This is a genomic window from Acetobacterium paludosum, assembly GCF_008086595.1.
Lineage (GTDB): Bacteria > Bacillota > Clostridia > Eubacteriales > Eubacteriaceae > Acetobacterium > Acetobacterium paludosum.
In genome coordinates, this window is record NZ_RXYA01000001.1 from 140,245 (window position 1) to 165,773 (window position 25,529).

Below are 25,529 nucleotides of genomic sequence, written 5' to 3' on the forward strand. Positions count from 1 at the left end.
TGCCGAGGGTAGCTTGAATTTTACCGAAAAAGATTTAAGACGAGAAATGTACTTTATATGGTATTATTATTTCCGAAATAATTTATCCGAAAAGTGTGGGGAATCCCCACACTTTTCGTTTGCGAATTGGATTTAACCGATTTAGTTTAACCGGTAAGGTTTGAAGGGGTATTAAAAATATGAATACATTCATCAGAAGGCAAATTCAAAATTTTGCTATTTTTCTTTTAGTAATCATTGGATTTGGAAATTTGCTTGCAGCGTTGCCTTTGAAATTTGCTAAAGCGTTTGAACATTTATATGGCAATATGATCGATCCGAATGCTGCCGCAATTCACGGAGTATTGTCTTTTTTACTCGGAGCGCTGATGCTTCTGCTGGCTTACAGTTTGTATAAAAGGGTTCGTAATGCCTGGATTCTTGAGGTCATTGTTATTTTTGCAGCTTTGGTTTTAGAGATTGGACATTTTCATAAATTTTCGGTTCCGATTGTTATTATTGAGTTATTTGTTCTGTTTGTGTTGGCGTTTTCTTATAAGGACTTTTCTAGATTACCCAACCGAGTAACCCTGAAATGGGCTTTTGTATTTGTTGGGATTTCGTTTGTTTTACTGATTGCCAATGCTTCTCTTGGTTTGTATATCATGAGACCGCATATTAATGATGTGCATACCGTTTATAACGCTTTGTTGGGTTCAGTGAATTTACTGATTTTTATGGATACTTCGGTATTGGATATAAAGAATAATGTCGGTCAGATTTATGCAGATTCTCTGATTGTTTTAAACTGGATTTGCATTTTTGCTTCGGCCTTGCTTCTTATGAAGCCGCTGGTATATGATTATATTCATGATAAACATGATAAGGAAAGAGTCCGAAAAATTGTACTTAAACATGGACAAAACCCGATGTCTTATCTGTCTCTTGAAAATGACAAACGTTATTTTTTCAGTAAAGATGTTGAAGGCGTCTGTTCCTATACCATTGTGGGCAAGGTTTTAGTGTGTTGTGGAGATATTATCTGTGACAAAAAAGATGGCTTCGTTTTTTTGACTGAACTGATAACATTTGCCAGGCAAAACGGTCTCGATATTTTATTCCTTAATGTGACTGAGTATTTTCTTGATTTATATAAAACGGCACAGTTTGGCATTGTAAAATACGGAGAAGATGCCTGCTTTAATCTGTCTGAATACAGTCTTGCTGGAGGAAAAGTGGCAAAGGTCAGGGCCGCAATAAACCATGCTAATAAGGCGGGAATTACGGTTGCCGAATATCAACCGAAAATAGCGCGTAATCTTGAAATAGAAAAGGAAATATTTGAAATATCCGAAGAATGGTTTAGGAGCAAAAAGATTTCGGAAATGACTTTTATGCTTGGCGGCATTGGGCTTGACGATCCCCTTGATCGACGATATTTCTATGCCCGGGACGCACAAGGAAAAATGCTTGGATTTGCGGTCTTCTTACCGTATTTAAATGGATCCGCTTATTTAGTTGACGTGACCAGAAGAAAAAGCGATGCGCCGCAAGGGGTTTTGGAAAAAATTAATTACGAGGCATTCATGGTATTTAAAGGTGAAGGGGTGCAATTAGTCAATATGGGGCTGTCACCTCTCTACAATGTGGCATCAGGAGATAAAATAACGATCAATGAAAAACTTTTCGCCTATGTTTACGACAATATGAATGACTCATATGACTTTAAAGCGCTCCATCATGCAAAAGAAAAGTATGCACCTTCTTATTGGGAAGAACGATATATTGCCTATTCGCCAAAGCCTTTTTCGCCGCAATATGCTTATGCTATTGTAAAAGTTCAAAATCCCGATAATATTTCTAAACTCGTATTGAATCAACTAAAAACGAAGAAAGAGGAGAAGGACAAAAGTAACAAATAGGTTTTGCGCAAAAGATGAAAACTTATATATTTTAGCAGTAACTGAGGGGATGTTTTGAAAAAAATAATTCTGTACATTCAAATAAATCATGTTATAATATATTCATAATTGAATAAGAAATGTATAAATTCATTTAGGATGAATAATTTCATTGAGGGAATCTGGTTAGAATCCAGAACGATCCGGTCACTGTAATTAGTTACGTCTCCTTAATATGTCACTGAGCACGTATTGCTTCGGGAAGGCAAGGAGAATAAAAGCTATAAGTCAGGAAACCTACTAAATTGAAGTGCTGAAGTATCCTTCCAGGGAAAAGGGGAATTAGTAACGTTAATAAAAGTTGGTTTTTTGATGTCTTAAATTTATAAATCAATTGATAACTGATAATCAAACCTCTTTTTCTGTAGGAATATAGAAAAAGAGGTTTTTTTTCGGGGTGGCACTCAATTGGTTCAAACAGATTAATCGAATAGATCATAGCGCGATATTGAAATGGACAACATGGAATTCTATATTTTGAGGTTGATAAAAAACATTCGGGGGAAAAAGATGAAAAAAGGTATGAATTATGAAGTTAAGTGAAAAAAGAATCATCACATTAGTGGCAGCCTTTGCATTGGCGTTCGGAGTTTATCCAGTTGCCAATGCAATGCATATCATGGAAGGATACCTTCCAGTACAATACTGTATCGTATGGGGTATTGTCTGTCTGCCATTTCTCGTAAGAGGTTATTTTTCCATCAAAAAAGCAGTTTCGCAAAATCGTAAATCCATTACTTTATTTGCAATGGTGGGAGCATATATATTCATTATATCATCATTAAAGATTCCATCTGTTACCGGAAGCTGTTCGCATATGACCGGAACTGGATTGGGGGCAATTTTATTTGGACCAACTGCAGTTAGTATTTTAGGTCTGATTGTACTTATCTTTCAAGCAATTTTGTTGGCCCATGGTGGTCTTACAACCCTGGGGGCCAATACATTTTCAATGGCCATTGCCGGTCCTTTAGTATCCTATGGAATATATATCTTATGTAAGAAGGTGAAGGTGAATAAGCGAGTGGGTATTTTCCTGGCTGCTTCAATTGGCGATTTGTTTACATATTGTGTGACCAGTTTTCAGTTAGCGGCCGCTTATCCATCCGATAATGGCGGAATAACAGCGTCTTTCCTGAAGTTTCTGGGAGTATTCGCACCGACTCAGATTCCCCTGGCGATTATTGAAGGGATTCTGACGGTTGTGATTATGATTATGCTGGAGTCTTACGCAACATCGGAATTGATTGATATTGGATATATGAAGGGGGAAATAAATAATGTCAAAGTCAAATAAAAAGACGATAATTGTTTTATTGTTAATCGTAGTAGTGATTGCAATGGTCCCGTTATTTACATTAAAAGGAGCTGAGTTTGGTGGCTCCGATGATGCGGGAAGTCAAGCAATTTCAGAAATTACAGGAACGGATTACCAGCCATGGTTTACCCCCGTTTTAGAAACATGGATTGGCGGAAAATTACCAGCAGAAATTGAAAGTCTGATGTTCTCCTTACAGACGGGCCTCGGTGCAGGAGTTTTGTTTTTTTTCCTGGGCAGATATGTAGAAAGAAATAAATGGCAAAAAAAGATGTGTGATAAAGAAGCGGAATCGCCTGACTCCCTGAATTGATATAAGGTGAACTATTGTTTGCTTCGTATCAGGATATAACGGTCCGCGTTAATCGTACCGATATCGAGTATCGAAGTCTAATGTTGAATTCCAATCGGGTCGTTATGAAATTATCCGATTGGAATTTTCATGTTGAGTACAAGAGCTTTCGACTTTTGGCAGAAATGAGATGAACAACAGTTTCATTTAAATAAAAATAGAAAAATAATAAGTACTTACAAATTGGTACTTGATATAAAGAGGATAGGTTATGAAAGAACCAATTTTAAAGGTCCGTGATTTATATTATGTCTATGGAAATGGACAGATAGGACTGGACGGGGTTGATATTGATATTAATGAAGGTGAAAAGATTGCGGTTATCGGTTCAAACGGAGCTGGTAAATCGACGTTTTTTTTAAATGTGAACGGTGTCTTGAAAGCGGAAAGCGGCGAAATTAGTTATCGGGGCACAATGATTAATAAAAAAAATCTGAAAGAACTGCGGAAAAACATCGGAATTGTTTTTCAGGATGCGGACAATCAGATTATTGCCTCAACCGTTCGGGCCGAGGTTGCATTTGGACCAATGAATTTAAAACTGCCAAAAGAAGAAGTTATCAAAAGGGTTGATGAAGCATTGACCTATATGGATATTATGGATTTCAAAGACCGACCACCCCATTATTTAAGTGGCGGTGAAAAGAAAAAAGTCAGTATTGCAGATATTATTGCGATGAAGTCGGAAATTATAATTTTCGATGAGCCCACGGTGGCATTAGATCCATTAAATGCCGAGATGCTTGAGGAGGTTTTATCCAAATTGAGTCGGGAAGAAAAAACAATTCTGATTTCTACACATGATGTGGATTTTGCCTATCGTTGGGCGGAAAGAATTATTGTGTTCTGCCAGGGGAAGATTATTGCAGATGGATCGCCACTGGAAATCTTTCAAAATGAAGAAGTGCTGAAAAGGTCGAATTTGAAGCAACCCATGTTATTGAATGTTTATGAATCTCTGGTCGAGAAACATCTTATCGCGGATGAAAAAATATATCCCCGAAGTATTGAGGTGTTTCAAAAAATGATTCAAGTGATAAAATAGAAGTATGAAAGATCCACAAAATATAGGAAGAAGGGAGGTTTTGTATGAGGGAAATTATTTTATTCGTTCTGGGTTTTCTTGCGGTGGCAGTTTTGCTGATGGCAGTGGTTGGTCAGTACCATTCACAAGATGGAAAGCACCATCATAAAATTGGTCATAAGCATGGAGAAGGCGTTGTCATTGATATGCATGCTTATGCTTCAAAAATAAGAGGATGGAATCCCACGTTCAAAGTTTCGCTGGCGATGGTGTTGCTGATTTTATGCATCGCTCTGAATAATCCCTGCGTATCCGTTGCCGTTTTAATTGCCATGGCATACCTGACGATGGTAAAAGGGGGACTTTCGGTCAATGAATATCTATCGGTCCTGATGATTCCGATAACCTTTATACTCCTGGGGACTTTGGCAATTGCCATTGAATTTTCTTTTGATCCAATCGGACAGTTCAATTTGCACTGTGGTTTTTTCTATATTTATACGTCTCAGGAGAAGCTCAAGGAAATGATTTTCTTGATTTTAAAAGTATTTGCAGCCGTTAGCGCGTTACAGATGATGACCTTATCGACGCCATCTTCAGAAATTATTTCGGTGATGCGAAAAGCCCATGTTCCAAAACTGATTATTGAACTGATGAATATTATTTACCGTTATATTTTTATTTTGTTGGATGTCTATTCTAAAATGAAAAATTCTGCAGATTCACGACAGGGATACTGTGATTTCAAGACTTCCTGTTACACATTCGGAGGAATTGCTGGTAATATGCTGATTATCTCTCTGAAAAAGGCGAATGCATATTATGATGCCATGGAGGCCAGATGTTATGATGGCGAAATGATATTTCTGGAAGAAGAAAAGAAGATTGAGATAAACCAGATCATTATGGCCGTAATATTTGTTGCCGTTTTATTTCTACTCTGGGGATTAACAAAATAGAAAAAGCAGCAAAGAACAGAAGAAGGAGGAATTAACGAATGAAACTAGTGGTAGTCGGTATTAATCATAAAGATACCCCCTTGGAAATTAGAGAAAAGGGATCTTTTATCCATCGTACCCTCAATGAGGGGATTCGAACCCTTTTGAATGAGAATGATATTGCCGAAGTGATTATTCTTTCGACTTGTAATCGAAGTGAGATCTATGTGGCCACCCGGAATGTCGATGCCGCTGGAGAAATTTTAAAAGGATTTTATCTCAGCGAAAAATCTGATCAGTTGGAACCCTATCTTTTTGTAAAAAAAGAGAGAGCAGCCATGGTGCACCTTTATGAGGTGGTCACCGGTCTGGACTCAATGATATTAGGGGAAGATCAGATATTAGGACAGGTAAAAGATGCCCTGGAAAAATCCCAGGCGATTAAGGGCTGTGGAAAATATTTGACAAAAATGTTCCGTGAAGCGATTACCTTTTCCAAAAAAGTTAAAACAGTATATAAGATTTCGGAAACCCCGTTGTCGTTAAGTTCAACGGCAATTAAGCATATAAAACGGCAATATCCAGAAGATTATGGAGATAAAAAAATACTCATCATCGGTTCCGGGAAAATGGGGGAGTTGGCACTGCGCTATATGAAGGCAGAGGGCTTTCAAAACCCATATATGACGAATCGAACCTTTCATAACATGGATAAATGTGAAGCCATTCATGAAAATGTTAAAATGATTCATTATGAAAATCGTTATCAAGTGATACCGGAGATGGACGTCATCATTTCGGCAACGGCATCACCCCATGTCATTTTAAAAGCGGCAGAAATGCCGCAGTTAGATAAACCCCTTATTGTTATTGATTTAGCCCTGCCCCGAGATGTTGACGAAGCCGTGGGAAATATTCCGGGCGCGGAGTTATTAACCATCGATGATTTTAAAGAGATCATCGATGAGACCATGGTGTATCGCATGAAAGTTGCGGAAAAAATTGCCGCTGAAATTCAAGAGGAAATCGACGGACTTATTTTATGGGTTACCCATGCGAAGGTTGATAACATGGTTCAGGATCTTAACGAGACCTCCCGAAAATTAGCGGAAGAGACCATTGAAAATCTTTGTGGTCGGTTAAGTCTTACCGAAAAAGAAGAAACTTATCTGGCAAAGATCGTCCGGTCAAAATTTCGGGAAATGGTAATGCCACCGATTAAACAATTAAAATCACTGAATACGGAAGAAGAAATAATCCGGATGGAAAAAACCGTTGCCTATCTTTTTTCAGGGAGACCGGAAGCGGCTTTGGGAGATCAAAAATGATGACACCGCTGCTGTTTAATTTAAATAATAAAATGGTGCTGGTGGTTGGCGGCGGACAGGTGGCACATAGACGAATCCGAACGCTTTTGAAAAACGGAGCTCAGGTTGTCTGTGTCAGTCCGGCCATTTCTGAGAATCTTTGCAATATAAAAGAAGCTCGGTTAACTTTGATTCATGAAAATTATGGGAAAGAACAGCTGACCAACATTGATTTAGTCATCGCCGCAACAAACAGCAGGGCGTTAAACCGGCAGATAAAAACAGATTGTCAGTCCCAGAAAATTTGGTGTAATCGGGTGGACGATCCGGATGATTCTGATTTTATTTTTCCCAGTGTGATCAGGAGGGGGGATTTAACCTTATCGGTATGCACCGAAGGGGCCAGTCCTTTTTTAACTAAAAAAATTGTTGCGGATTTAGCCGCAGAGTATGACGAAAGCTATGCAGAAAGAACCGCATTATTACGGGTGCTGCGTAAAAAACTTTTCGCTGGCACGGCATCAAAAGAGGAAAATACTGAAAAACTAAAAGCATTGTCGTTATGCTCCGTTACGGAGCTGAGGAAAAAACTCGCAGAAATTGAAAGCTCAGTTACGGATGATGAAGCGACTATCGATGAATTGGAGAAAAATTAATGAATATAAAAGTCGGAACCCGGGGAAGCACTCTGGCCAGGATTCAAAGCCAATGGCTAATAGATGTATTGGCTAAGGCCCATCCCCAGATTAATTTTGAAATGGTCATTATAAAAACAAAAGGGGACTTAATTCAAAACAAGCCTCTGGATAAAATTGGCGATAAGGGCTTGTTTACCAAGGAATTGGAAGAAGCTTTGTTATCAGGCGAAATACAAATGGCCATCCACAGTATGAAGGATATGCCGTCGAGATTGCCGGAGGGGTTGTTACTGACGGTGCCGACAGGACGGGAAGATCCGAGGGACGTGTTGCTGACACCGCATAAAATCAAATCCTTAGCGGAACTGCCTAAAAACGCGGTGGTGGCAACCGGAAGCAAACGCCGGATTTATCAGCTGCAGAAGCTCAGACCGGATGTTGAGATAGTGGGCATCCGGGGAAACATCGATACCCGTATTCGAAAAATGCAGGAACAAAAATTGGACGGCATTATTCTGGCCGCGGCGGGATTGAAACGCATTGGCCGTTTTGAAGATTCGGATTATCAAACGGTAACCTTGCCTGAAACCACTTTTATTCCGGCACCTGCCCAGGGGATTCTGGCAGTGGAAATCCGAGCGGATAATGAGCTGGCAAAAGATTTAATGGGAGCCATCTGTGATGCGAATACCCTTGTTCAAATGAAGGGGGAACGCAGCTTCCTCAAAGCACTTGATGGAAGCTGCCATATTCCCATTGGCGCTTATTGCGAAATAAAAGAAGAGACCATCAAATTATACGGGCTTTATGGTTTAGAAGACGGCAGCCAGGCAGTTGTGCAGACAATTGAAGGTCTACCGGAGGAGGCAGAAATTTTGGGTGAAAAATTGGCAAAAATGTGTTATCGAGAATTGTACAAGAAACCGGGTAAGGTTTATTTGGCCGGAGGCGGCTGCGGAGATCCTGGGCTGTTAACGGTTAAAGCCAAGGAGATCCTGCAAAAAGCCGATGTTGTCGTTTATGATGCCCTGGTAAATGATGTCTTTTTAAACGATGCAAAAGATGAGGCGGAAATCATCTATGTCGGCAAGCGGGCAGGAAATCATGCGATGCCCCAGGAAGAAATCAATGCGTTGCTGGTCCGAAAAGGACGGGAAGGAAAACTCGTTCTTCGTCTCAAGGGCGGCGATCCCTATGTATTTGGCCGCGGCGGCGAAGAGGGCGAGGATCTTTATGATGCCGGCGTACCCTTTGAAGTCATCCCGGGAATTACTTCGGTTATCGGCGGCCTGGCCTATGCCGGCATTCCGATTACCCATCGGGATTGTGTTTCCTCTTTTCATGTCATCACCGGACACTTGAAATCCAACGCCTATGACGGTTCCTCAGATTTGGACTGGCCGGTGCTGGGAAAACTCAAAGGCACGATTGTTTTTTTAATGGGGGTTAAAAATTTAAAAAAAATCTGCGAAGAACTGGTCAACAACGGAATGAATCCGGAAATGCCGGCAGCCGTTGTTTACCGGGCATCGACTCCCTATCAGCGGGTGGTGACGGGAAATTTAGAAACAATTTATGACATCGCCACCGCAGCGAAAATAACCGCCCCCAGTTTGATTGTGGTCGGTGAAGTCGTGAATAAACGGGAAAAACTTCGCTTCTTTGATGAAAAACCATTGTTTGGGAAAAACATCATCGTGACGCGATCCCGGGAACAGAGTTCACAAATGGTTGAAAAAATCGCGGAGCTGGGCGGCAATGCCATTGAGTTCCCGACGATCCGGATTGCCCCCATCAATGGAGCGGCCTGCGATGACAAGGTGAAGAAACTGAAAGAATATACCCATATCATCTTTACGAGCATCAACGGCGTTGAAATCTTCTTTGATTCATTGAACCGATGCGGCAAGGATGCCAGAGCCTTTGGAAATCTTCATATTACAGCCATTGGTGAGGGAACCAGAAAAGCGTTGTCAGACCGGGGTCTGCAGGCTGATTTTGTGCCGGATAAATATGTGGGCGAAGAACTTGTCAGTGGCTTGCTGCCGCTCATCGATAAAGATTCGAAGATTCTGATTCCGCGGTCAAAAAATGCCCGGGTTTATGTGGTGGAGGAATTAGCCAAAGTCTGTTCGGTTGATGAGGTGCAAACCTACGAAACCGTTCGGGAAGATCACGCCACAGTGAATCCGCTGGAAATGCTTGAAAACAAAGAGATTGACTACATTACCTTTACAAGCTCCACCACTGTTCAGTTTTTCGTGGAGAAAATAGGCGCGGAACACATCGATGCAATCAATACCGCCAAATGCATATCCATCGGACCTCAAACTTCCAAAAAATGTGTGGAATTGGGAATCAACGTGGATATCGAAGCAGAAAAATATACCATCCAGGGAATGGTGGATGCCATTCTGAAGGATGCAGAAAAATAAATTAAGGAGAATAACAATATGTTGCCAACACGATTAAGAAAAAATATAGGCATTCGAAATTTAGTGAGAGAAACGCAGCTTTCCATGAATGATGTGGTTTATCCATTGTTTGTCGTGGACGGACAGGGAATTCGCAGGGAAATTGGCGCGATGAAAGATCAGTACCATTTGTCTCTGGATATGCTGGGGGCGGAAATTCTGGCGCTTAAAGAACTGGGAATCCGCTATGTGATTCTTTTCGGCGTGCCGGATGAAAAAGATGGCGAAGCAACGCCGGCTTTTGCCGAAAATGGTCTGGTTCAGGAAGCTATCCGGATTATTAAAAAGACAGATCCCGGGATGTACATCATCACGGATGTCTGTTTATGTGAGTATAAAAGCGATGGTCATTGTTGTTTCTTTGAAGACGATGGCGATATCAAACGAGGAAAAACACTGGAAACTTTAAGCAAAACAGCCCTGAGTCACGCCGAGGCCGGAGCTGATATGGTAGCGCCGTCGGATATGATGGATGGCCGGATCGGCCACATGCGGGAAACCCTGGATCGCGCCGGCTACGAGTCGATTCCGATTATGGCTTATTCGGCAAAATATGCATCAAGCTTTTACGGTCCTTTCAGGGAAGCAGCCAACTCCGCCCCGGCTTTTGGAGATCGAAAAAGCTATCAAATGGACCCGGCCAATTCAAAGGAAGCATTGAAAGAAATCATGCTGGATATTGACGAGGGCGCAGACATTGTCATGGTTAAACCGGCGATGCCTTATCTGGATATCATCGCCCAGGGCAAGGAACTGTCTTATCTGCCGATGGCAGCTTATCAAGTCAGTGGGGAATACGCCATGATCAGAACCGCGGTCGACAATGGTCTGATGGATTCCCGCGTAATTTTTGAGAGCTTGCTCAGCATCAAACGTGCGGGAGCAGATATCATCATCACTTATTTTGCAAAAGAACTGCAGGCCATGCTGAAGGATTATCAATGACGCTTTTACCCAAATTTTTTTTAAATTTGGTAAGTCACTAAGCGTGAGCGTGTGGCTGGTGTAAAAGCTAACGTAATTTTGGGCTGAATTCATCCTTGTAAAAATCAGGAATTCAGACGAAAAATATGATCATTATTGGAGATAGAGATGAATCGAGAAAAGTCAGAAAAATTATTTATAGAGGCAGAAAAATATATTCCTGGTGGGGTGAACAGCCCGGTTCGGGCGTTCAAGTCCGTGGACATGCCGCCTGTTTTTGTTGACCATGGGAAGGGCTCCCGGATTTATGATGTGGATGGAAATGAATATACGGATTATATTTGTTCCTGGGGACCGCTTATTTTAGGTCATGCTTCACCAGTTTATTATGAAGGCATTCAGGAAGCGCTGGAAAAAGGAACGACTTTCGGTGCCCCCACAGCGATTGAAGTTGAAATAGCCAAGCTGATTACTGAAGCCTATCCTTCCATGGAAATGGTCCGGATGGTAAGTTCCGGAACAGAAGCAACCATGAGCGCCCTGCGGGTGGCCAGAGGCTTTACCGGTCGGGACAAGATCATCAAATTTGAAGGCTGCTATCATGGCCACAGTGACGGACTTCTGGTGAAATCCGGTTCCGGCACCCTGACCTTTGGCGTGCCCACCAGTTCGGGAGTCACGCCTGGTACCGCCAAGGATACACTGGTGGCGACTTACAACGATATTGAAAGTGTGAAAGCGCTTTTTGCCGAAAATCCCGGAGAAATTGCGGCCGTAATTGTCGAGCCGGTAGCAGGAAACATGGGCGTCGTTCCACCGGATTTGGATTTCATGAAAGGCTTACGGAAAATTACGGAGTCTGAAGGAACCGTTTTGATTTTCGATGAAGTCATCACCGGATTCCGTTTGGCTTACGGCGGCGCACAGGAAGTTTTGGGGATCAAACCGGATATGACGACTCTGGGAAAAATTATCGGTGGGGGGATGCCGGTAGGTGCTTTCGGCGGACGTCGGGAGATTATGGAAATGGTAGCGCCTTTAGGCGGCGTTTATCAGGCAGGAACTCTGTCGGGAAATCCGATTGCCATGAAAATGGGCTTAAACACCCTGACCTATTTAAGGGATCATCCCGAAGTTTATGAAGGACTGGAAGAGAAGGCCAAACGGCTGGAAGCCGGGTTCAAGGCCAACATTGAAAAAACCGGCGTAAAAGCGCAAATGGTTCGTTTTAAGGGAATGACCTGTCTGTTCTTTACGGATCAGCCGATTGACAGCTATGCCGCCGTCATGACCTCAGATACCAGGGCGTATACGCAATATTTCAAATCCATGTTGGAGGCCGGAAACTTCCTGCCTCCAGCGCAGTTTGAGGCGATTTTTATTTCCGACGCCCACACGCTCCAGGATATTGAAAAAACCATTGAGGACAATTATCAGGCATTGAAAAAATTAAAATAAATTTGTCAAAAAACAGGAGAAACACGATGGAAAAAAAAGCACTGCTGGTTATCAGTTTTGGAACATCTTACGCTGAGACCCGGGCAAAAACCATAGCGGCTACGGAGCAATGCTTGCAGAAAGCATTCCCGGACCATGACTTTTACCGCGCCTTTACTTCACGGATGATTATTAACAAACTGAAGAAACGGGACAATGAAATTGTGGATGTGCCGCGAGAGGTATTGAAAAAACTCAAAGAAGCTGGATATACCCATGTTCGCTGTCAAACCACCCACATCATCAATGGTCACGAGTATGAAATCACCTTAAAAGAGCTAAAAGCTTTTGAAAATAATTTTAAATCACTGACATTGGGAAGACCGTTATTAACGACCGTGGAGGATTATGAAGAAACAGTGGATGTCGTGATGGGTAAAATGCCGAAGCTCAAAAAAGGGGAAGCCCTCGTCTATATGGGACACGGTACCGATCATCAGGCCAATGCCACTTACCCATGCCTGGATTATATGTTTAAGATGAAGGGCTATGAGGATGTCTATGTCGGTACGGTCGAGGGCTTTCCGGAGTTGGAAAACATCGTGCCGCTACTGCAGGATAAAAAATATAAAAAGATTTATTTGGCACCCTTTATGTTGGTTGCCGGAGACCATGCGCGTAATGATATGGCGAGTGATGATGAAGCGTCATGGAAAACCGTTTTAGAGGAAGAACAATTCAAAGTAGAATGCATTTTGGAAGGTCTGGGGGAATATCCCGGTATTCAGAACATGTTTGTAGAACATTTAAAAAAAGCACAGCCCGTTACAGAAATGTAGGGACATTATAAAGTTTAGGAGAAATTATTTATGAATACTGTTTATTTAGTGGGTGCAGGTCCTGGAGATCCAGAGCTTATTACGGTTAAAGGTCAACGGATTGTCAATGAAGCGGATATTATTATTTACGCTGGTTCGCTTGTGAATAAAGCCATTATTGGCGGACACAAACCAGATGCTGAGATTTTCAACTCCGCGTCTATGACTTTGGATGAGGTCATTGCCGTAATTAAAAGAGGAACCGATGAAGGCCAGAAAATTGCCCGGGTACACACCGGAGACCCATCCATCTATGGCGCCATTAGGGAGCAGATGGACCGTTTAGAGACACTAGGCATTCCATATGAAGTTGTTCCCGGGGTCAGTTCATTCGTGGCCTCCGCGGCAGCACTTAAAAAAGAATTCACCCTTCCGGATGTATCCCAAACCGTTATTTTGACACGATTAGAGGGAAGAACGCCAGTTCCGGAAAAAGAAAAATTAGAGAATTTGGCATCTCATCAGGCATCCATGTGTATATTTTTGTCTGTACAAATGATCGATGACGTGGTAAAACAATTAATGACACATTATTCACCGACGACTCCGATTGCCGTGATTCAGCGGGCAACTTGGGAAGATCAGAAAATCGTGATGGGAACACTGGAAACCATTGCCCAGAAAGTTAAAGAAGAAAAAATAACAAAAACGGCGCAAATATTAGTTGGCGATTTTTTAGGGGATGAATACAGCTTATCCAAACTGTATGATCCTTCCTTTACCCACGAATATCGTCAAGGGGTTGAATAATAAAGTGAACAAAGAAACATGGGCCATTGTCACCTTATCTCAGGATGGTGTTGCTCTGGCAGAACGGCTTGCCCAGCGTCTGGAGGATAAGACGTGCAATATTTACACCAGGGAAAAATATGCCAAGAAAACGATACAGGTTTTTGAGTCCGATATTACGACCTTTATGGGGCGCATGATGGGCGAATATGATATTATCTGTTGTATCATGGCGACTGGCATTGTGGTCAGAGCGATTGCACCGAATCTGAGGCATAAGTCAACGGATCCGGGAATTCTGGTGATGGATACAAAAGGGGAATATGTTATCAGTTTATTGTCCGGTCATTTAGGCGGAGCCAATGATGCGGCGCGACTGGTGGCAAAACGTCTGAACGCCCAAGCGGTGATTACCACCGGCACTGATGTCAAGGGAACCATGGCAGTGGATGTGCTGGCGGAAAAGTTAAACTGCGTGATTGATAATTTTACTGATGCTAAGGATATTACCGCATTAATTTTAAATAATGAGCCCATCGGCCTGATCAATCAGGAAAATTGCGAATTGGATGCGGTGATGCTCCCCCAAAATATAGTGCTGTTAAAAACACTGAGTGAGTTTGAAAAAGGCGATATCGAAAAATATGCCGGCCTGATACTGATTTCATTGAATACAAAAAAGCCAATATTGAACACTTCCTGGGTGCAGCTTATCCCCCAAAAGTTGGTCTTGGGTATTGGATGTCGCCGGGATACACCGGGAGAAAAAATAATTGCCGCGGTTCAGTTGACCCTGGCATCACTAAACTTGAGTGACAAAGGCATTAAAGCCTTGGCAACGATTGGTTTAAAGGAAAATGAATTAGGAATTGATGCAGCCTGCAGCTATTTTAAAGCGAGAAAAGTGATTGTTCCCAATGAAATGGTCAAAATGGTCCAAAGCCGTTTTGAAGGATCAGAGTTTGTTTACCAAACAACGGGACTGTATTGTGTCTCTGAACCCTGCGGGTACATCGCTTCGAGCTTTGGAAAATGTCTCTTGGAAAAACAGAAAATGAATGGCATTACCCTTTCGGTGTGGCTGGCAGAAAAATAGAGTAAGAAATTAAAGATGGAATCAGAAGAAGGAGTTGGAAAATGAGTAAAATATACGTTACCGGTATTGGCCCTGGGCTTTATGAGCATATGACTGAGGCGGCTAAAGCGAGTTTAGCCGATGCGGACATCATTATTGGTTATAAAACCTATATTGATATTATTGCGGATTTGATTGGCGATAAGGAAGTTTTATCATCTGGGATGCGTCGGGAAATTGACCGCTGCGAAAAAGCCTTGGAACTGGCGCAACAGGGCAAAAACATTTGTCTGGTAAGCAGCGGGGATGCCGGCGTTTTTGGAATGGCCGGGATTATGCTCGAAGTGGTTGAATCAAAGCATAGCGATATTGAGGTCGAAATTATCCCTGGGATTTCTGCCGCAAATGCGGCGGCAGCAACTTTAGGTGCCCCACTGATGCATGACTACGTCGTTATCAGTCTGAGTGATCTGCTCACTGATTGGGAAGTGATTGAAAAACGGCTCCATTGTGCTGGTGAAGGAGATTTTGTGATCAGTCTTTATAACCCCAAAAGCAAAGGCCGACCGCATAATATTGAAATGGCGCAGGAAATTCTATTAAAATACAAAGCCCCGGAAACGCCCGTTGGCATTGTTCGAAATGCCAAACGCCACGATGAATCGTATGTGATCACCACCCTGAAAAAAATGAACGAGGCAGAGATTGACATGTTTTCAATGGTCATCATCGGCAATTCAAAAACGTATGTTACAAGAGATCAATTAAAAATGATCACACCAAGGGGGTATCAGCTGTGATTCTGGTACTTGGAGGAACGATTGATGGTCGCGAACTGACTGAAGCTTTGCTTGAAAAAGGCAAAGAGATTTGCTATTCATCGCTTACTAATATTGCTACCGAGATCATTCAAGAAAAGCCTGGATTGACAAAGATTTCCGGACAGCTGGACGGAAGCACCCTGCGGGAAACGCTGACGATTTACAATATTGATCTTTGCATCGATGCGACCCATCCTTATGCCCGGGAAATATCGGAAAATGCAATTTGGGCCTGTGATGCGATGAATGTTAAATACATTCGGCTGGAAAGACCTTCGCATATTGATGAAGGGGAAGATGTTCTGGCTTATGACACTTATGAAGAGGTCAGAGACTATTTAAACGGTGCGATGGGTAATAATGACAGCAATATTCTGTTAACCACCGGAAGCCGGCAGTTGGAAATATTTGAAGACCTTCCTAAAGAACGAACCTATGTAAGAGTATTGCCAACCCCAGGAGTACTGCAAAAGTGTCAAAATCTGGGCTATAAAACCAGTAATATTATCGCTATGCAGGGGCCGTTTTCAGTGGAACTGAATGCTGCCATTATGGCAGAATACAATATTGGTTTTGTGGTAACAAAGGACAGTGGTGATGTCGGCGGTGTTGGTGAAAAGGTTGAGGCAGCCCGAAAAGTCGGTGCCAAGGTTTTATTTATCCGTCGACCGGTGGTTGCCTATCCCAAAGTTGTTTCGTCGACTGACGAAGCAGTGGCTTTGGCAACGGAAGATATCAAGATTTCGGTTTAATGGAAAACGAAAAGGAGAAACAATGGCAAAAAATATTATGTTTATGGGTACTGGCTCTTCGGTTGGAAAAAGTCTTCTGACGGCGGCATTATGTCGAATATTAAATAATAACGGCTATACGGTGGCACCCTATAAATCCCAAAATATGGCCCTTAATTCTTTTATAACCAAGGACGGCAAAGAAATGGGACGGGCTCAGGTTGTTCAGGCAGAATGTGCTAGAATGGAGCCACAGGTGGAAATGAACCCGGTGTTATTAAAACCCAATTCGGACATGGGTGCTCAAGTCATTCTGATGGGAAAAGCGGCATTCAATATGGATGCGATGGATTATCATGCCCATAAGCCGAAATTAGTGGATATTGTCGTTTCGGCCTATGATTCATTGGCCGAGGGAAAAGATATTATTGTCATTGAAGGGGCAGGAAGTCCCGCGGAAATCAATTTAAGAGATAATGACATTGTAAATATGGGGTTGGCAGAACTTGTGGATGCCCCGGTGATACTGATCGGAGATATCGACAAGGGTGGTGTTTTTGCATCCATTTATGGTACAATTATGCTATTGGAGCCGGAAGAGAAAAAGCGAATTAAAGGTTTTGTCATCAATAAATTCCGGGGAGATGTCGAATTATTAAAACCCGGGATTGAAATGATCGAAGAAAAAATTAATATTCCCTGCCTTGGGGTTATTCCCTACAAACGTTTTGTTATTGATGATGAAGACAGTGTCACCGAACGATTTGACAATCAAAGTGAAGGTTTGATTACCATTGGGGTGGTTTATCTGCCGCATCTTTCTAATTTTACCGATTGCACCGCTTTTGAAATGCATCCGGATGTGAAGGTGGAATATTATCGGAATCAACGGGAGCTGCAACTGGCGAATCCTGATTTGCTGGTGATTCCCGGGACTAAAAATACCATTGATGATACCGGTCATCTCATTGAAAGCAAAATGGCGGATGAAATTCGCCGCATGCACGATTGTGGAGTCCCCATTGTCGGAATCTGTGGCGGTTATCAGCTGCTCGGCAAAGAAATTCGCGATCCGCTCGGCATCGAGTCAAACAAGGGAAGCATCGAAGGATTGGGATTATTAAATATCGTGACCACCATTGGCGAAGAAAAACGTACGGTTCGGACAACCGGAAAAGTTCAGGGAAAGTTCATGGGAATGGAATTGCTTGATATGATTGTGGAAGGTTATGAAATTCATATGGGGGAAAGTGAAGCTTTGGGTAATTCAAAAAGCTTTGCAATCCTGGAAGACGGTACTGTCGACGGTGTCATTGCTGAGGATGGAACCGTTATGGGGACTTATCTTCATGGTATTTTCGATAATGATGATTTCAGAGAAAAAATTATTGAGGCAATCCGTGCTAAAAAGAATTTGGAAGCCGGGCCGGTTGCTTTCGATTTCAAGGCTTTTAAGGAAGAACAGTACGATCTTCTGGCGGAAACAGTGGAAACCAATCTGAACATGAAAAAAATAATGGAAATATTGGAGAAATAGAAAATTGAATTTAATTGAAGGACTTCCCCTGGGTTTAGGGGGCGGCTTTTGGTTTTTGCTCATACTATTTGGGGTTGTCCTGGATTGGTTAATTGGCGATCCATCCTGGCTGCCGCATCCCATTGTTGGAATGGGGAAAACCATCAGCTTTTTAAACAAGAAATTAAATCGTGGCAAACATCGAAAAGCAAAAGGTTTTTTGCTTTTGTTTTTGGTGCTCGCATTAACCGGGATCATTGTTTTTACGCTGCAATGGATATGTTATAAGATCAATATCTTTCTATATATCATTTTCAACTTATATCTTATCGTTACTTCTCTGGCAGCAAAAACCCTGGCAACTGAAGTGGAAAAAGTAATGAATGCCTTAAAAGGCGGAGATATCGAAGTTTCTCGTATTCAGGTAGGATACCTGGTGGGGCGGGATACCACCGAACTCAAAGAAAAAGAAATTATCCGCGCTACTGTGGAAACCACCGCAGAAAATACGATTGATGGTGTTTTGGCACCGCTTTTCTACCTGCTGCTCGGAGCACTGCTTCCCGTTCCCTGGCTTAATCCGGTAATGCTGGTGATGCTGTATAAAGCGACCAATACGCTGGATTCCATGGTTGGATATATTCAGGAACCCTATAAAGATTTTGGCTATGCTTCGGCAAAATTTGATGATATCATCAATTTTATTCCGGCCCGAATGGGAAGCTTTTTTATGCTGATTGCGGGTATGTTTTTAGGTTATCCGTTTAAAGACGGATGTCGCATCTTTAAACGGGATCGTTTAAATCATAAGAGTCCCAACTCGGCACACCCGGAGTCAGTCGTGGCCGGGCTTTTAGGCATTCAATTGGGTGGAACCAATCAATATTTTGGAGAAATTTTAAAAAAACCAACAATTGGAGAAGCCAAAACACCTTTGGAAACACTGGATATTAGAGAAACCATCACAATTATGTATGGGAGTGAAGTTGTGGTTATGATTATCAGTATCATCGCAGCAGTGCTCATATTTTCATTTTAACAAAGCAGGTTGATTATAATAATTGGGAGTATAAAATGAACAAACATGGCGGATATATCGGAAAAAACATCGAGATGGTTGATTTTAGCGTAAACATCAACCCTTTGGGGATTCCCGAAATAATTAAGAAAAAACTCATTGATGGAATCGATCAGCTCGTGAAATACCCTGAAATAACAGGAAGATCGGCAATCATGAAGATTTCTCAGGATTTGGGCGTGTTTCCGGAGAATGTGATTCTCGGAAATGGCGCCATTGAACTGATCTATTTATTTTCACGAAGCAATGGACCGGGGAAAGCTTTAATTATTCAGCCAACTTTTAATGAATATGAGCGTGCTTTAAAGCTGTACGGTTGGGACGTTGACTATTATGTATTGAAGGAAGAAGATGATTTTTCGATTGATCCTGTTGAATTGGAAAAGATCATCGAAAAAACGAAACCTCAGGCGGTTTTTTTATGCAACCCCAACAACCCCACTGGTCGTGTTTATTCAATTGAGTTTATTACAAAACTCATTGAAAAATCGGCGCAAACAATCACCTGGTTTTTGGATGAATCGTTTATGGATTTTTCCAATGAAAGTGGCGGACTTACATTGGTTAAAAATACGGATTATCCGGTATTTATATTAAAATCCCTGACTAAATTTTATGCGTTACCGGGTCTTAGAATCGGGTATGGCGTCGGGAATCCAGCCGTAATAAAAAAAATGGAGAGCTTTAAAGAACCATGGACCATTAATGGATTGGGGCTGATTGCAGCAACCGCTGTATATGATGAAATTGACTATGCCAAACAAACAAAGGCGTACATTGAACAGGAACGGCAGCGTATTTATGAGGAACTAAAAAAAATAGGAACGATAAAAGTTTATCAAAGTGGAACGGATTTTCATCTCTGCCGCATTCTTAAGGCAACCGCATCAGAATTGAAAAGTGCGATCGAATCAGAAGGCATGTCGATTCGAACCTGTGAGGACTTTGTCGGTTTGGATGAGTCATATTTTCGGATTGCCATTAAGAAGAGCGAAGAAAATAACCGACTGTTGATATTTCTTAAAGATTGGAGAGCTTAGAATGAGCTTAATATTTATTACCGGGGGTGCCCGGAGTGGCAAGAGCAGTTATGCGGAACATTTGGCAAAGGAGTTGTCAAAACCAGTGGTTTATATTGCCACCGCCATTGCCTTTGATGATGGTATGAAGGACCGTATTGCCAAACACCAGGCTCAGCGTCCGGAGAATTGGGGTACGATTGAACAATATAATAATTTTGAAACCCTGAAGGATAATCCGGCATTTCAAAAAACGGATGTGGTGCTTTTTGATTGTCTCACCGTGATGGCCACCAATAATATGCTGGATTTTCAGGTAGACTATGATACCTGTACCATGGATACGGTGTCAGAAGTTGAAGCGTCCATCAAGTGCGAAGTAGAAAGACTTTTGGATGTATGCAAGGATAAAACTCTGATTATGGTGTCCAACGAGGTTGGATTGGGTTTGGTGCCATCCTATAAACTGGGAAGTTATTTCAGGGATATTGCCGGGCGGATGAATCAGTTGGTGGCCAGTCGTGCCGATGAAGTTTATTTCACAGTTTCCGGAATTCCCATGAAATTGAAATAGAAATATCTGGATAGCTTTAGTAGAGGACAAAATGATGGAAATAACTGGAGCAAGTGTAAAAAAAGAGCTTTTAGATTTGCGCGATGAACAGTATCAGAAGTTTTCGCGTTCATTGCTGCCGGGCACTGATAATGTGATTGGCGTGAGATTGCCAGTGCTTCGAAAACTGGCTAAAGAGATAATAAAAAAAGACTGGGAAAACTATTTGAACACGGCCGAAGATGAGTATTTTGAAGAGGTGATGTTACAGGGAATCGTGATTGGGTTAGTGGATGTTTCTTTAGACAGACGCTTTTCATTGATTGCCGATTTCATGCCGAAGATAAATAACTGGTCGACCTGTGACAGTTTTATCACCGGTCTGAAATTCACCAAGAAGAATGAAAAAGAAGTATGGCAGTTTTTGCAGCCATTTTTCCAGTCAAGGCGGACTTATGAAATCCGCTTCGGGGTGGTTATGATCAATTCCTATTTTGTCAAACCGGGTTATATAAAATCCGCCTTTGCTATTTTTGATGATTTAAACCACGAGGATTATTATGTGAAAATGGCAGTAGCCTGGGCTATTTCGACTTTCTATATTCATTATCCCAATGAAACTCGGGATTATTTGCACAACAACAAGCTCGATGCTTTTACCTTTAATAAGGCATTGCAGAAGATCACCGAGTCGAGACGAATCGATTCAGATACCAAAACAATGATTCGCGGTTTGAAAAGAAAGAATTGCAATTGATTCGTTGCTACTGGTGAATCGGAAGGGTTAGTTCAACCTTAAACATTTGATTGAGTTGATAATAATCGATTCGGCCTTGATGACGCGCAATGATTTTTTTGCAGGAATCCAAGCTGGAACCATCAGTTTCAATGACGGTTTTTCCGGAAGTATCAGAGTCAGAGATGGTTTTATTTCGCTGAACAATACATAATTCATTTTTATTGAGAATTAATCCAAAATCCACCGGTTTATCAGGATCGGCATATTTAATGACGTTCGAAACCAGATTGTCAAAAATGCGTTGAATCTGTTCCAGGTCAACCCACAACGAAAAATCCTGATCGAGACAGTTTTCAAGAACGACATTGAATCCACCTTCTTCCAATGCTTGGGTGGTGGTGTCAATAATTCGATTGAGAAGGGGCTTTCCATTGTATATTTTGAATTGATAGTATCCTTTGCCATCATCAGTAAAAGCATGCTCAAAAAGTTCATCAATGAAATTCTTCATCAGGTAGGCTTTTTTCAAGGCGGTATTCAAATAAGCTTCCTTTTTCATGAAATTGTGATCTTTTTCATTTTGAATCCGTTCAAGGTAACCGATCACTCCGGTTAGCGGCGAATGAATTTTATTGGAAACAGAGGTGATGATATGGTGGTTCTCCAATTTAACAAGATTTTCAGCTTTGCTTTTTCTTTCATATAACTGATGTAGGATGTTGATGTTTTCGGCGATCGCGGTCAATTCATCCTTCCCCTGAATGGAAACAGAGCCTTCAAAAATTTCTGCTTTAAGCATTTGCGTTTCATTTCGGATTTCTTTGATATAACTTATTTTTTTACTGAAAAACACGGTAAAAATAATGATTATAAAAAAACTAGGGATTAGGTTTAATAGAATCGTTAACCATAAACCAGAAGTACTGAAAAATGGGATGATGATCAGTGTTAATATAAGATTTAATCCGACAGCTCCCAAAAAAGCGAGGACTAAATATTTAAGGAAGACAGAACTTAATCCTTTATAGGAGGCAGCTTTTAAATTTTTAGTTTCATTTGTTTTGCTTTGCTTGTTGTTTTTCATGGGTATTCCTCTCAAAATATTCTAATACAATTATTGTAAACTGGAATCATATTTAAATCAACTGCAGGATTAAATCTCCTTAAATAAAGAAAGTTGTTTTACTCTGAGTGAATTTACGATATAATGATAAATAGATTATGATGAGGAGAAATTGAATGAGCTTATATGAAGAATGGAAAAATTATATAGAAGAGAATTGCAGTAACGAAGAGGAACAAAATGTGTTTTGGGAAAAATATTGTTCTGATGAAAAAGTCCTGTATCAAAAGATATTAGGAAGTAAAACCAAAACGATTGAAGGTAAGGTGGAAGACCTTGCTAAAGAAAGTAATATGGTTCCGGCTCAATATATGGGTTTTATCGATGGCATCAGCGAGAGCCTGGTGACGCCAATTGATCTTGAGGCTGTAGAATTGGATACTGAAATAAAGCTGGATGTTGATTTCTCGAAGCTTTACAAAAACATGCTGGGAGTTCCGGCAGAATGGCTGTATACCTTAGAAGAATGGAATAATATTTTTAGCGAAGAAGAACGGGACGTGCTGACAAAAGAATATAAACGTTCAAAAACAGTCGTCAACGAGATCAAGGTCGGTCGAAATGATCCATGTCCTTGCGGTTCCGGGAAAAAATATAAAAAATGTTGCGGACGTTAACCAATAAAAAAAGAGCGAAAGCTCTTTTTTTATTGGTTAAGCGTTTCATGAATATAAAGAATGGTGATCATCGAAAGTGATACTTCAGGAGTGAATTTACTTAAAAAAGCCGATTCGTTTTCATGACTTAAATCACCTCGGATGCTTAAAAAAACGATATAGAAGGTAATGAAGTTAAACAGAATAAATTTATTGCTGTTGGGCGTTAAAAAGGTTTTAATAATTCCAGGATTTTCAAGCAATGTGAGATTTTCCTTTAAAAGCTGGTTTAGCCGTTTTAAAAGAGCCTGAAAGAAATAATCAATGGGATAGTTTTCTAATTGGGGCACCCCTAAGTTTTTGCCTGCAATCTCAAGCAGCGAAAGGGGTAAGGGATGATTCTTATATGAAGTTTTTTTCAATAAGTTTTCCAACGAAGCCAATACTTGAGTTTGATCAGAATCTTTTGGCAAATTAAGTAATGACAGCATTTTTTTATGCTGCCTGGGATTGGAAAGCGGCAGGCCTAATTGGACTTGAAATTTTTTGTAAATTGCATTGTTTTTTTGAGTGCTTAAATAAAAGTATTTTCCCTCTACCGCATCAAAAACTTTCAGTGCATCTAAATAACCCAGTTGAATATTTTGTTGAATTCTAGCAGAATCGAAATCCAAGGTTCCGCCTAATAACTGAGAGTTGTTGACAGTAATGATTTCAACATTTTTCTCCCGGACCCATTTGCGCATTCCAATCGCTGGAAATTCAACAGAGATGATTTTTTTGAAATTCTGCTCAATCATAAAATTTATCGGAACATTGTCAAAAAAACCGCCATCAAGATAGGTTCTTCCGTCAATCTCCTGTTTTTGGAAAACCGGAAGAGCCGAACTGGCAAGTAAATAATCGATGAGCTGCCCTTCAGGGATATCTTCGATCATTAATTGTTTTGGTGTGAGACTGGTCAGATCGACAGTAACCAAACCCAAACGAATGGGTGATTTTCGAATGGCATCTTCGGAGATCAAATGGTTGAGGCTGTTTCGCAAGGGGGTAATATCCAAACCATCAGAAAAAAGAATGTTTAAAAAGCTGTTTCGAAATGCATCAAAATTTCCTTTTGACCATTCATTTACGTAGGTATTGGTTATTTCCTGATTAAGATCTAAAACCTGGTTAACTGTGAGATTTGACCAAAATTCCATGGCAATATCAAAATCATCCTGCGCAATCACGGCGGCGTTCAAGGCACCTACTGAGGTGCCAATAACGGCTCCCAGAGAATAATCGCATTCTCTGAGCGCTTTCCATACACCCATTTCAAAGGCGCCTTTCGCACCACCGCCACTAAGAACCAGACCATATTTTAATTGAGACATGTTGCATTTACCTCGCTATGCTAAAAAATGTTAACGATGAGCTGGATTTGTTTAATGGATGTTGTTTAGAAGACCGCCAAATATACCAGTAGCTCCCACACCAATGCAAACCACACAGGCGAACAAAATAAGAATCGTGAAAGCAATGCCGACAATTGAGCAGATCAATCCAGCCAATGCCATTCCGGTTGGTTTGTTTTGTGATTTCAGCTCTTTCATGGCAATGATTCCAAAAATAATACCAACAGCACCTGATATTAAACCAGTTCCCATCAGTGTGAAGAAACTGACAATAGAATAAATACCCAGACTCAATGCGATAATAGATTTAGAATCATAGTTGACTTCAACAATTTCCTCAGGGTGCCGTTCATCCACAGCATCCCTATTTCGAATGACAAATGTAAAAATTGGGCCTAAGAAAGGGAAAATAATGCTTAGTACCAGATAAACCACACGATGGTCTTTGTCATAGATGCTAAAAAGCCAGAACTGGGCAGTGTAATAATAAAAGCCAACGGCCAAAGATAAAACAAGGCCAAAGAAAACACCAATATATGGAATAAGCCCAAGAATTGACATGACCAAAGATACCGCAAATCCGATCAATGGCAAAAATATTTTGGCGAAAGGAATATGCCATGAACCGATGGAGACATCATCATTAATAAGAGAACCCTTGAGGTAATTACTGGCAATGGGAATCCAGGCCAACCAGGCATGGTCCAAGTTTCTTTTTCTGGCCATAGAATACAGACCAATGGCATTAAAGACATAACAGGTGATACCTAGGATCAGGGCAATAACCAGAATTACACCGAGAATAGACATAACAATTGGCATAATGGCCCAAAAGTTATCTGATTGGGAAGCATAGGGTGTGGCATCTTCAAAAAGATATTCAAAATCATTCATAACAAAACCTCCTAAATTAATTTTAATT

General features: G+C 41.2%; 24 protein-coding genes and 1 riboswitch. Of the genes, 21 read left to right on the top strand and 3 right to left on the bottom strand.

The window, feature by feature from the left end; all coding sequences use genetic code 11:
- The first annotated feature begins 179 nt into the window (after window positions 1-179).
- From FZC41_RS00685 to FZC41_RS00780, 20 genes are all read left to right on the top strand, one after another.
- Complete coding sequence (locus FZC41_RS00685) at window positions 180-1,901, top strand: bifunctional lysylphosphatidylglycerol flippase/synthetase MprF (RefSeq protein WP_148565466.1); 1,722 nt, start codon at window positions 180-182, stop codon at window positions 1,899-1,901.
- Between the two features lie 117 nt (window positions 1,902-2,018).
- Window positions 2,019-2,199: riboswitch (cobalamin riboswitch) on the top strand.
- Window positions 2,200-2,469: 270 nt separating this feature from the next.
- Window positions 2,470-3,237, top strand: a complete 768-nt coding sequence (locus FZC41_RS00690) for an energy-coupling factor ABC transporter permease (RefSeq protein WP_148565467.1) — start codon at window positions 2,470-2,472, stop codon at window positions 3,235-3,237.
- Window positions 3,221-3,571 (top strand): energy-coupling factor ABC transporter substrate-binding protein, encoded by a 351-nt coding sequence (locus FZC41_RS00695; protein WP_148565468.1) that lies wholly within the window; start codon window positions 3,221-3,223, stop codon window positions 3,569-3,571. Before FZC41_RS00690 ends, FZC41_RS00695 begins: the two co-directional genes overlap by 17 nt.
- A gap of 250 nt (window positions 3,572-3,821) precedes the next feature.
- Window positions 3,822-4,655: an energy-coupling factor ABC transporter ATP-binding protein gene (locus tag FZC41_RS00700; RefSeq protein WP_148565469.1), complete on the top strand. Its 834-nt coding sequence runs from the start codon at window positions 3,822-3,824 to the stop codon at window positions 4,653-4,655.
- 44 nt (window positions 4,656-4,699) lie between these two features.
- Window positions 4,700-5,593, top strand: a complete 894-nt coding sequence (gene cbiQ, locus FZC41_RS00705) for a cobalt ECF transporter T component CbiQ (RefSeq protein WP_420797203.1) — start codon at window positions 4,700-4,702, stop codon at window positions 5,591-5,593.
- A 38-nt stretch (window positions 5,594-5,631) separates the two neighbouring features.
- Window positions 5,632-6,900 carry a glutamyl-tRNA reductase gene (hemA, locus tag FZC41_RS00710; protein WP_148565470.1) on the top strand — a complete coding sequence of 423 codons (1,269 nt, stop codon included), beginning with the start codon at window positions 5,632-5,634 and terminating at the stop codon, window positions 6,898-6,900.
- Window positions 6,897-7,535 carry a precorrin-2 dehydrogenase/sirohydrochlorin ferrochelatase family protein gene (locus FZC41_RS00715; protein ID WP_148565471.1) on the top strand — a complete coding sequence of 213 codons (639 nt, stop codon included), beginning with the start codon at window positions 6,897-6,899 and terminating at the stop codon, window positions 7,533-7,535. Before hemA ends, FZC41_RS00715 begins: the two co-directional genes overlap by 4 nt.
- Entirely contained in the window at window positions 7,535-9,952 is a 2,418-nt protein-coding gene (gene hemC / locus FZC41_RS00720) for a hydroxymethylbilane synthase (protein ID WP_148565472.1), read from the top strand. The genes FZC41_RS00715 and hemC overlap by 1 nt, the downstream gene beginning before the upstream one ends.
- 18 nt (window positions 9,953-9,970) lie before the next feature.
- Window positions 9,971-10,936 carry a porphobilinogen synthase gene (hemB, locus tag FZC41_RS00725; RefSeq protein WP_148565473.1) on the top strand — a complete coding sequence of 322 codons (966 nt, stop codon included), beginning with the start codon at window positions 9,971-9,973 and terminating at the stop codon, window positions 10,934-10,936.
- A 147-nt stretch (window positions 10,937-11,083) separates the two neighbouring features.
- Complete coding sequence (gene hemL, locus FZC41_RS00730) at window positions 11,084-12,373, top strand: glutamate-1-semialdehyde 2,1-aminomutase (protein WP_148565474.1); 1,290 nt, start codon at window positions 11,084-11,086, stop codon at window positions 12,371-12,373.
- Window positions 12,374-12,399: 26 nt separating this feature from the next.
- A complete protein-coding gene (locus FZC41_RS00735) occupies window positions 12,400-13,191 on the top strand; it encodes a sirohydrochlorin cobaltochelatase (RefSeq protein ID WP_148565475.1) in 792 nt (263 codons plus the stop codon).
- 30 nt (window positions 13,192-13,221) lie between these two features.
- Window positions 13,222-13,980 carry a precorrin-4 C(11)-methyltransferase gene (cobM, locus tag FZC41_RS00740; RefSeq protein WP_148565476.1) on the top strand — a complete coding sequence of 253 codons (759 nt, stop codon included), beginning with the start codon at window positions 13,222-13,224 and terminating at the stop codon, window positions 13,978-13,980.
- Between the two features lie 4 nt (window positions 13,981-13,984).
- Window positions 13,985-15,055 carry a cobalt-precorrin 5A hydrolase gene (locus FZC41_RS00745; RefSeq protein ID WP_148565477.1) on the top strand — a complete coding sequence of 357 codons (1,071 nt, stop codon included), beginning with the start codon at window positions 13,985-13,987 and terminating at the stop codon, window positions 15,053-15,055.
- Window positions 15,056-15,096: 41 nt separating this feature from the next.
- Window positions 15,097-15,834: a precorrin-3B C(17)-methyltransferase gene (cobJ, locus tag FZC41_RS00750; RefSeq protein ID WP_148565478.1), complete on the top strand. Its 738-nt coding sequence runs from the start codon at window positions 15,097-15,099 to the stop codon at window positions 15,832-15,834.
- Window positions 15,831-16,607, top strand: a complete 777-nt coding sequence (cobK, locus tag FZC41_RS00755) for a precorrin-6A reductase (protein ID WP_148565479.1) — start codon at window positions 15,831-15,833, stop codon at window positions 16,605-16,607. The genes cobJ and cobK overlap by 4 nt, the downstream gene beginning before the upstream one ends.
- 22 nt (window positions 16,608-16,629) lie before the next feature.
- Window positions 16,630-18,123 carry a cobyric acid synthase gene (locus FZC41_RS00760; protein ID WP_148565480.1) on the top strand — a complete coding sequence of 498 codons (1,494 nt, stop codon included), beginning with the start codon at window positions 16,630-16,632 and terminating at the stop codon, window positions 18,121-18,123.
- Between the two features lie 4 nt (window positions 18,124-18,127).
- Window positions 18,128-19,141 (top strand): adenosylcobinamide-phosphate synthase CbiB, encoded by a 1,014-nt coding sequence (gene cbiB, locus FZC41_RS00765; protein ID WP_243167639.1) that lies wholly within the window; start codon window positions 18,128-18,130, stop codon window positions 19,139-19,141.
- A 35-nt stretch (window positions 19,142-19,176) separates the two neighbouring features.
- Window positions 19,177-20,220 carry a pyridoxal phosphate-dependent aminotransferase gene (locus FZC41_RS00770; protein WP_148565481.1) on the top strand — a complete coding sequence of 348 codons (1,044 nt, stop codon included), beginning with the start codon at window positions 19,177-19,179 and terminating at the stop codon, window positions 20,218-20,220.
- Between the two features lies 1 nt (window position 20,221).
- Window positions 20,222-20,773 (top strand): bifunctional adenosylcobinamide kinase/adenosylcobinamide-phosphate guanylyltransferase, encoded by a 552-nt coding sequence (cobU, locus tag FZC41_RS00775; protein ID WP_148565482.1) that lies wholly within the window; start codon window positions 20,222-20,224, stop codon window positions 20,771-20,773.
- Window positions 20,774-20,807: 34 nt separating this feature from the next.
- Window positions 20,808-21,509: a DNA alkylation repair protein gene (locus FZC41_RS00780; protein WP_148565713.1), complete on the top strand. Its 702-nt coding sequence runs from the start codon at window positions 20,808-20,810 to the stop codon at window positions 21,507-21,509.
- Window positions 21,510-21,516: 7 nt separating this feature from the next.
- Here FZC41_RS00780 and FZC41_RS00785 read toward each other — a convergent pair whose 3' ends face one another.
- Window positions 21,517-22,575, bottom strand: coding sequence for a sensor histidine kinase (locus tag FZC41_RS00785; protein WP_148565483.1), 1,059 nt, complete (start codon window positions 22,573-22,575; stop codon window positions 21,517-21,519).
- 155 nt (window positions 22,576-22,730) lie between these two features.
- Between FZC41_RS00785 and FZC41_RS00790 the strand changes: the two genes are divergently transcribed.
- Window positions 22,731-23,231, top strand: coding sequence for an SEC-C metal-binding domain-containing protein (locus FZC41_RS00790; protein WP_148565484.1), 501 nt, complete (start codon window positions 22,731-22,733; stop codon window positions 23,229-23,231).
- Between the two features lie 29 nt (window positions 23,232-23,260).
- On the opposite strand, the gene FZC41_RS00795 is transcribed toward FZC41_RS00790, so the two are convergent.
- Both FZC41_RS00795 and FZC41_RS00800 read right to left on the bottom strand, forming a co-directional pair.
- Window positions 23,261-24,586: a patatin-like phospholipase family protein gene (locus FZC41_RS00795; RefSeq protein WP_148565485.1), complete on the bottom strand. Its 1,326-nt coding sequence runs from the start codon at window positions 24,584-24,586 to the stop codon at window positions 23,261-23,263.
- 51 nt (window positions 24,587-24,637) lie between these two features.
- Window positions 24,638-25,501, bottom strand: coding sequence for a DUF4190 domain-containing protein (locus tag FZC41_RS00800; protein WP_148565486.1), 864 nt, complete (start codon window positions 25,499-25,501; stop codon window positions 24,638-24,640).
- Between the last annotated feature and the right edge of the window lie 28 nt (window positions 25,502-25,529).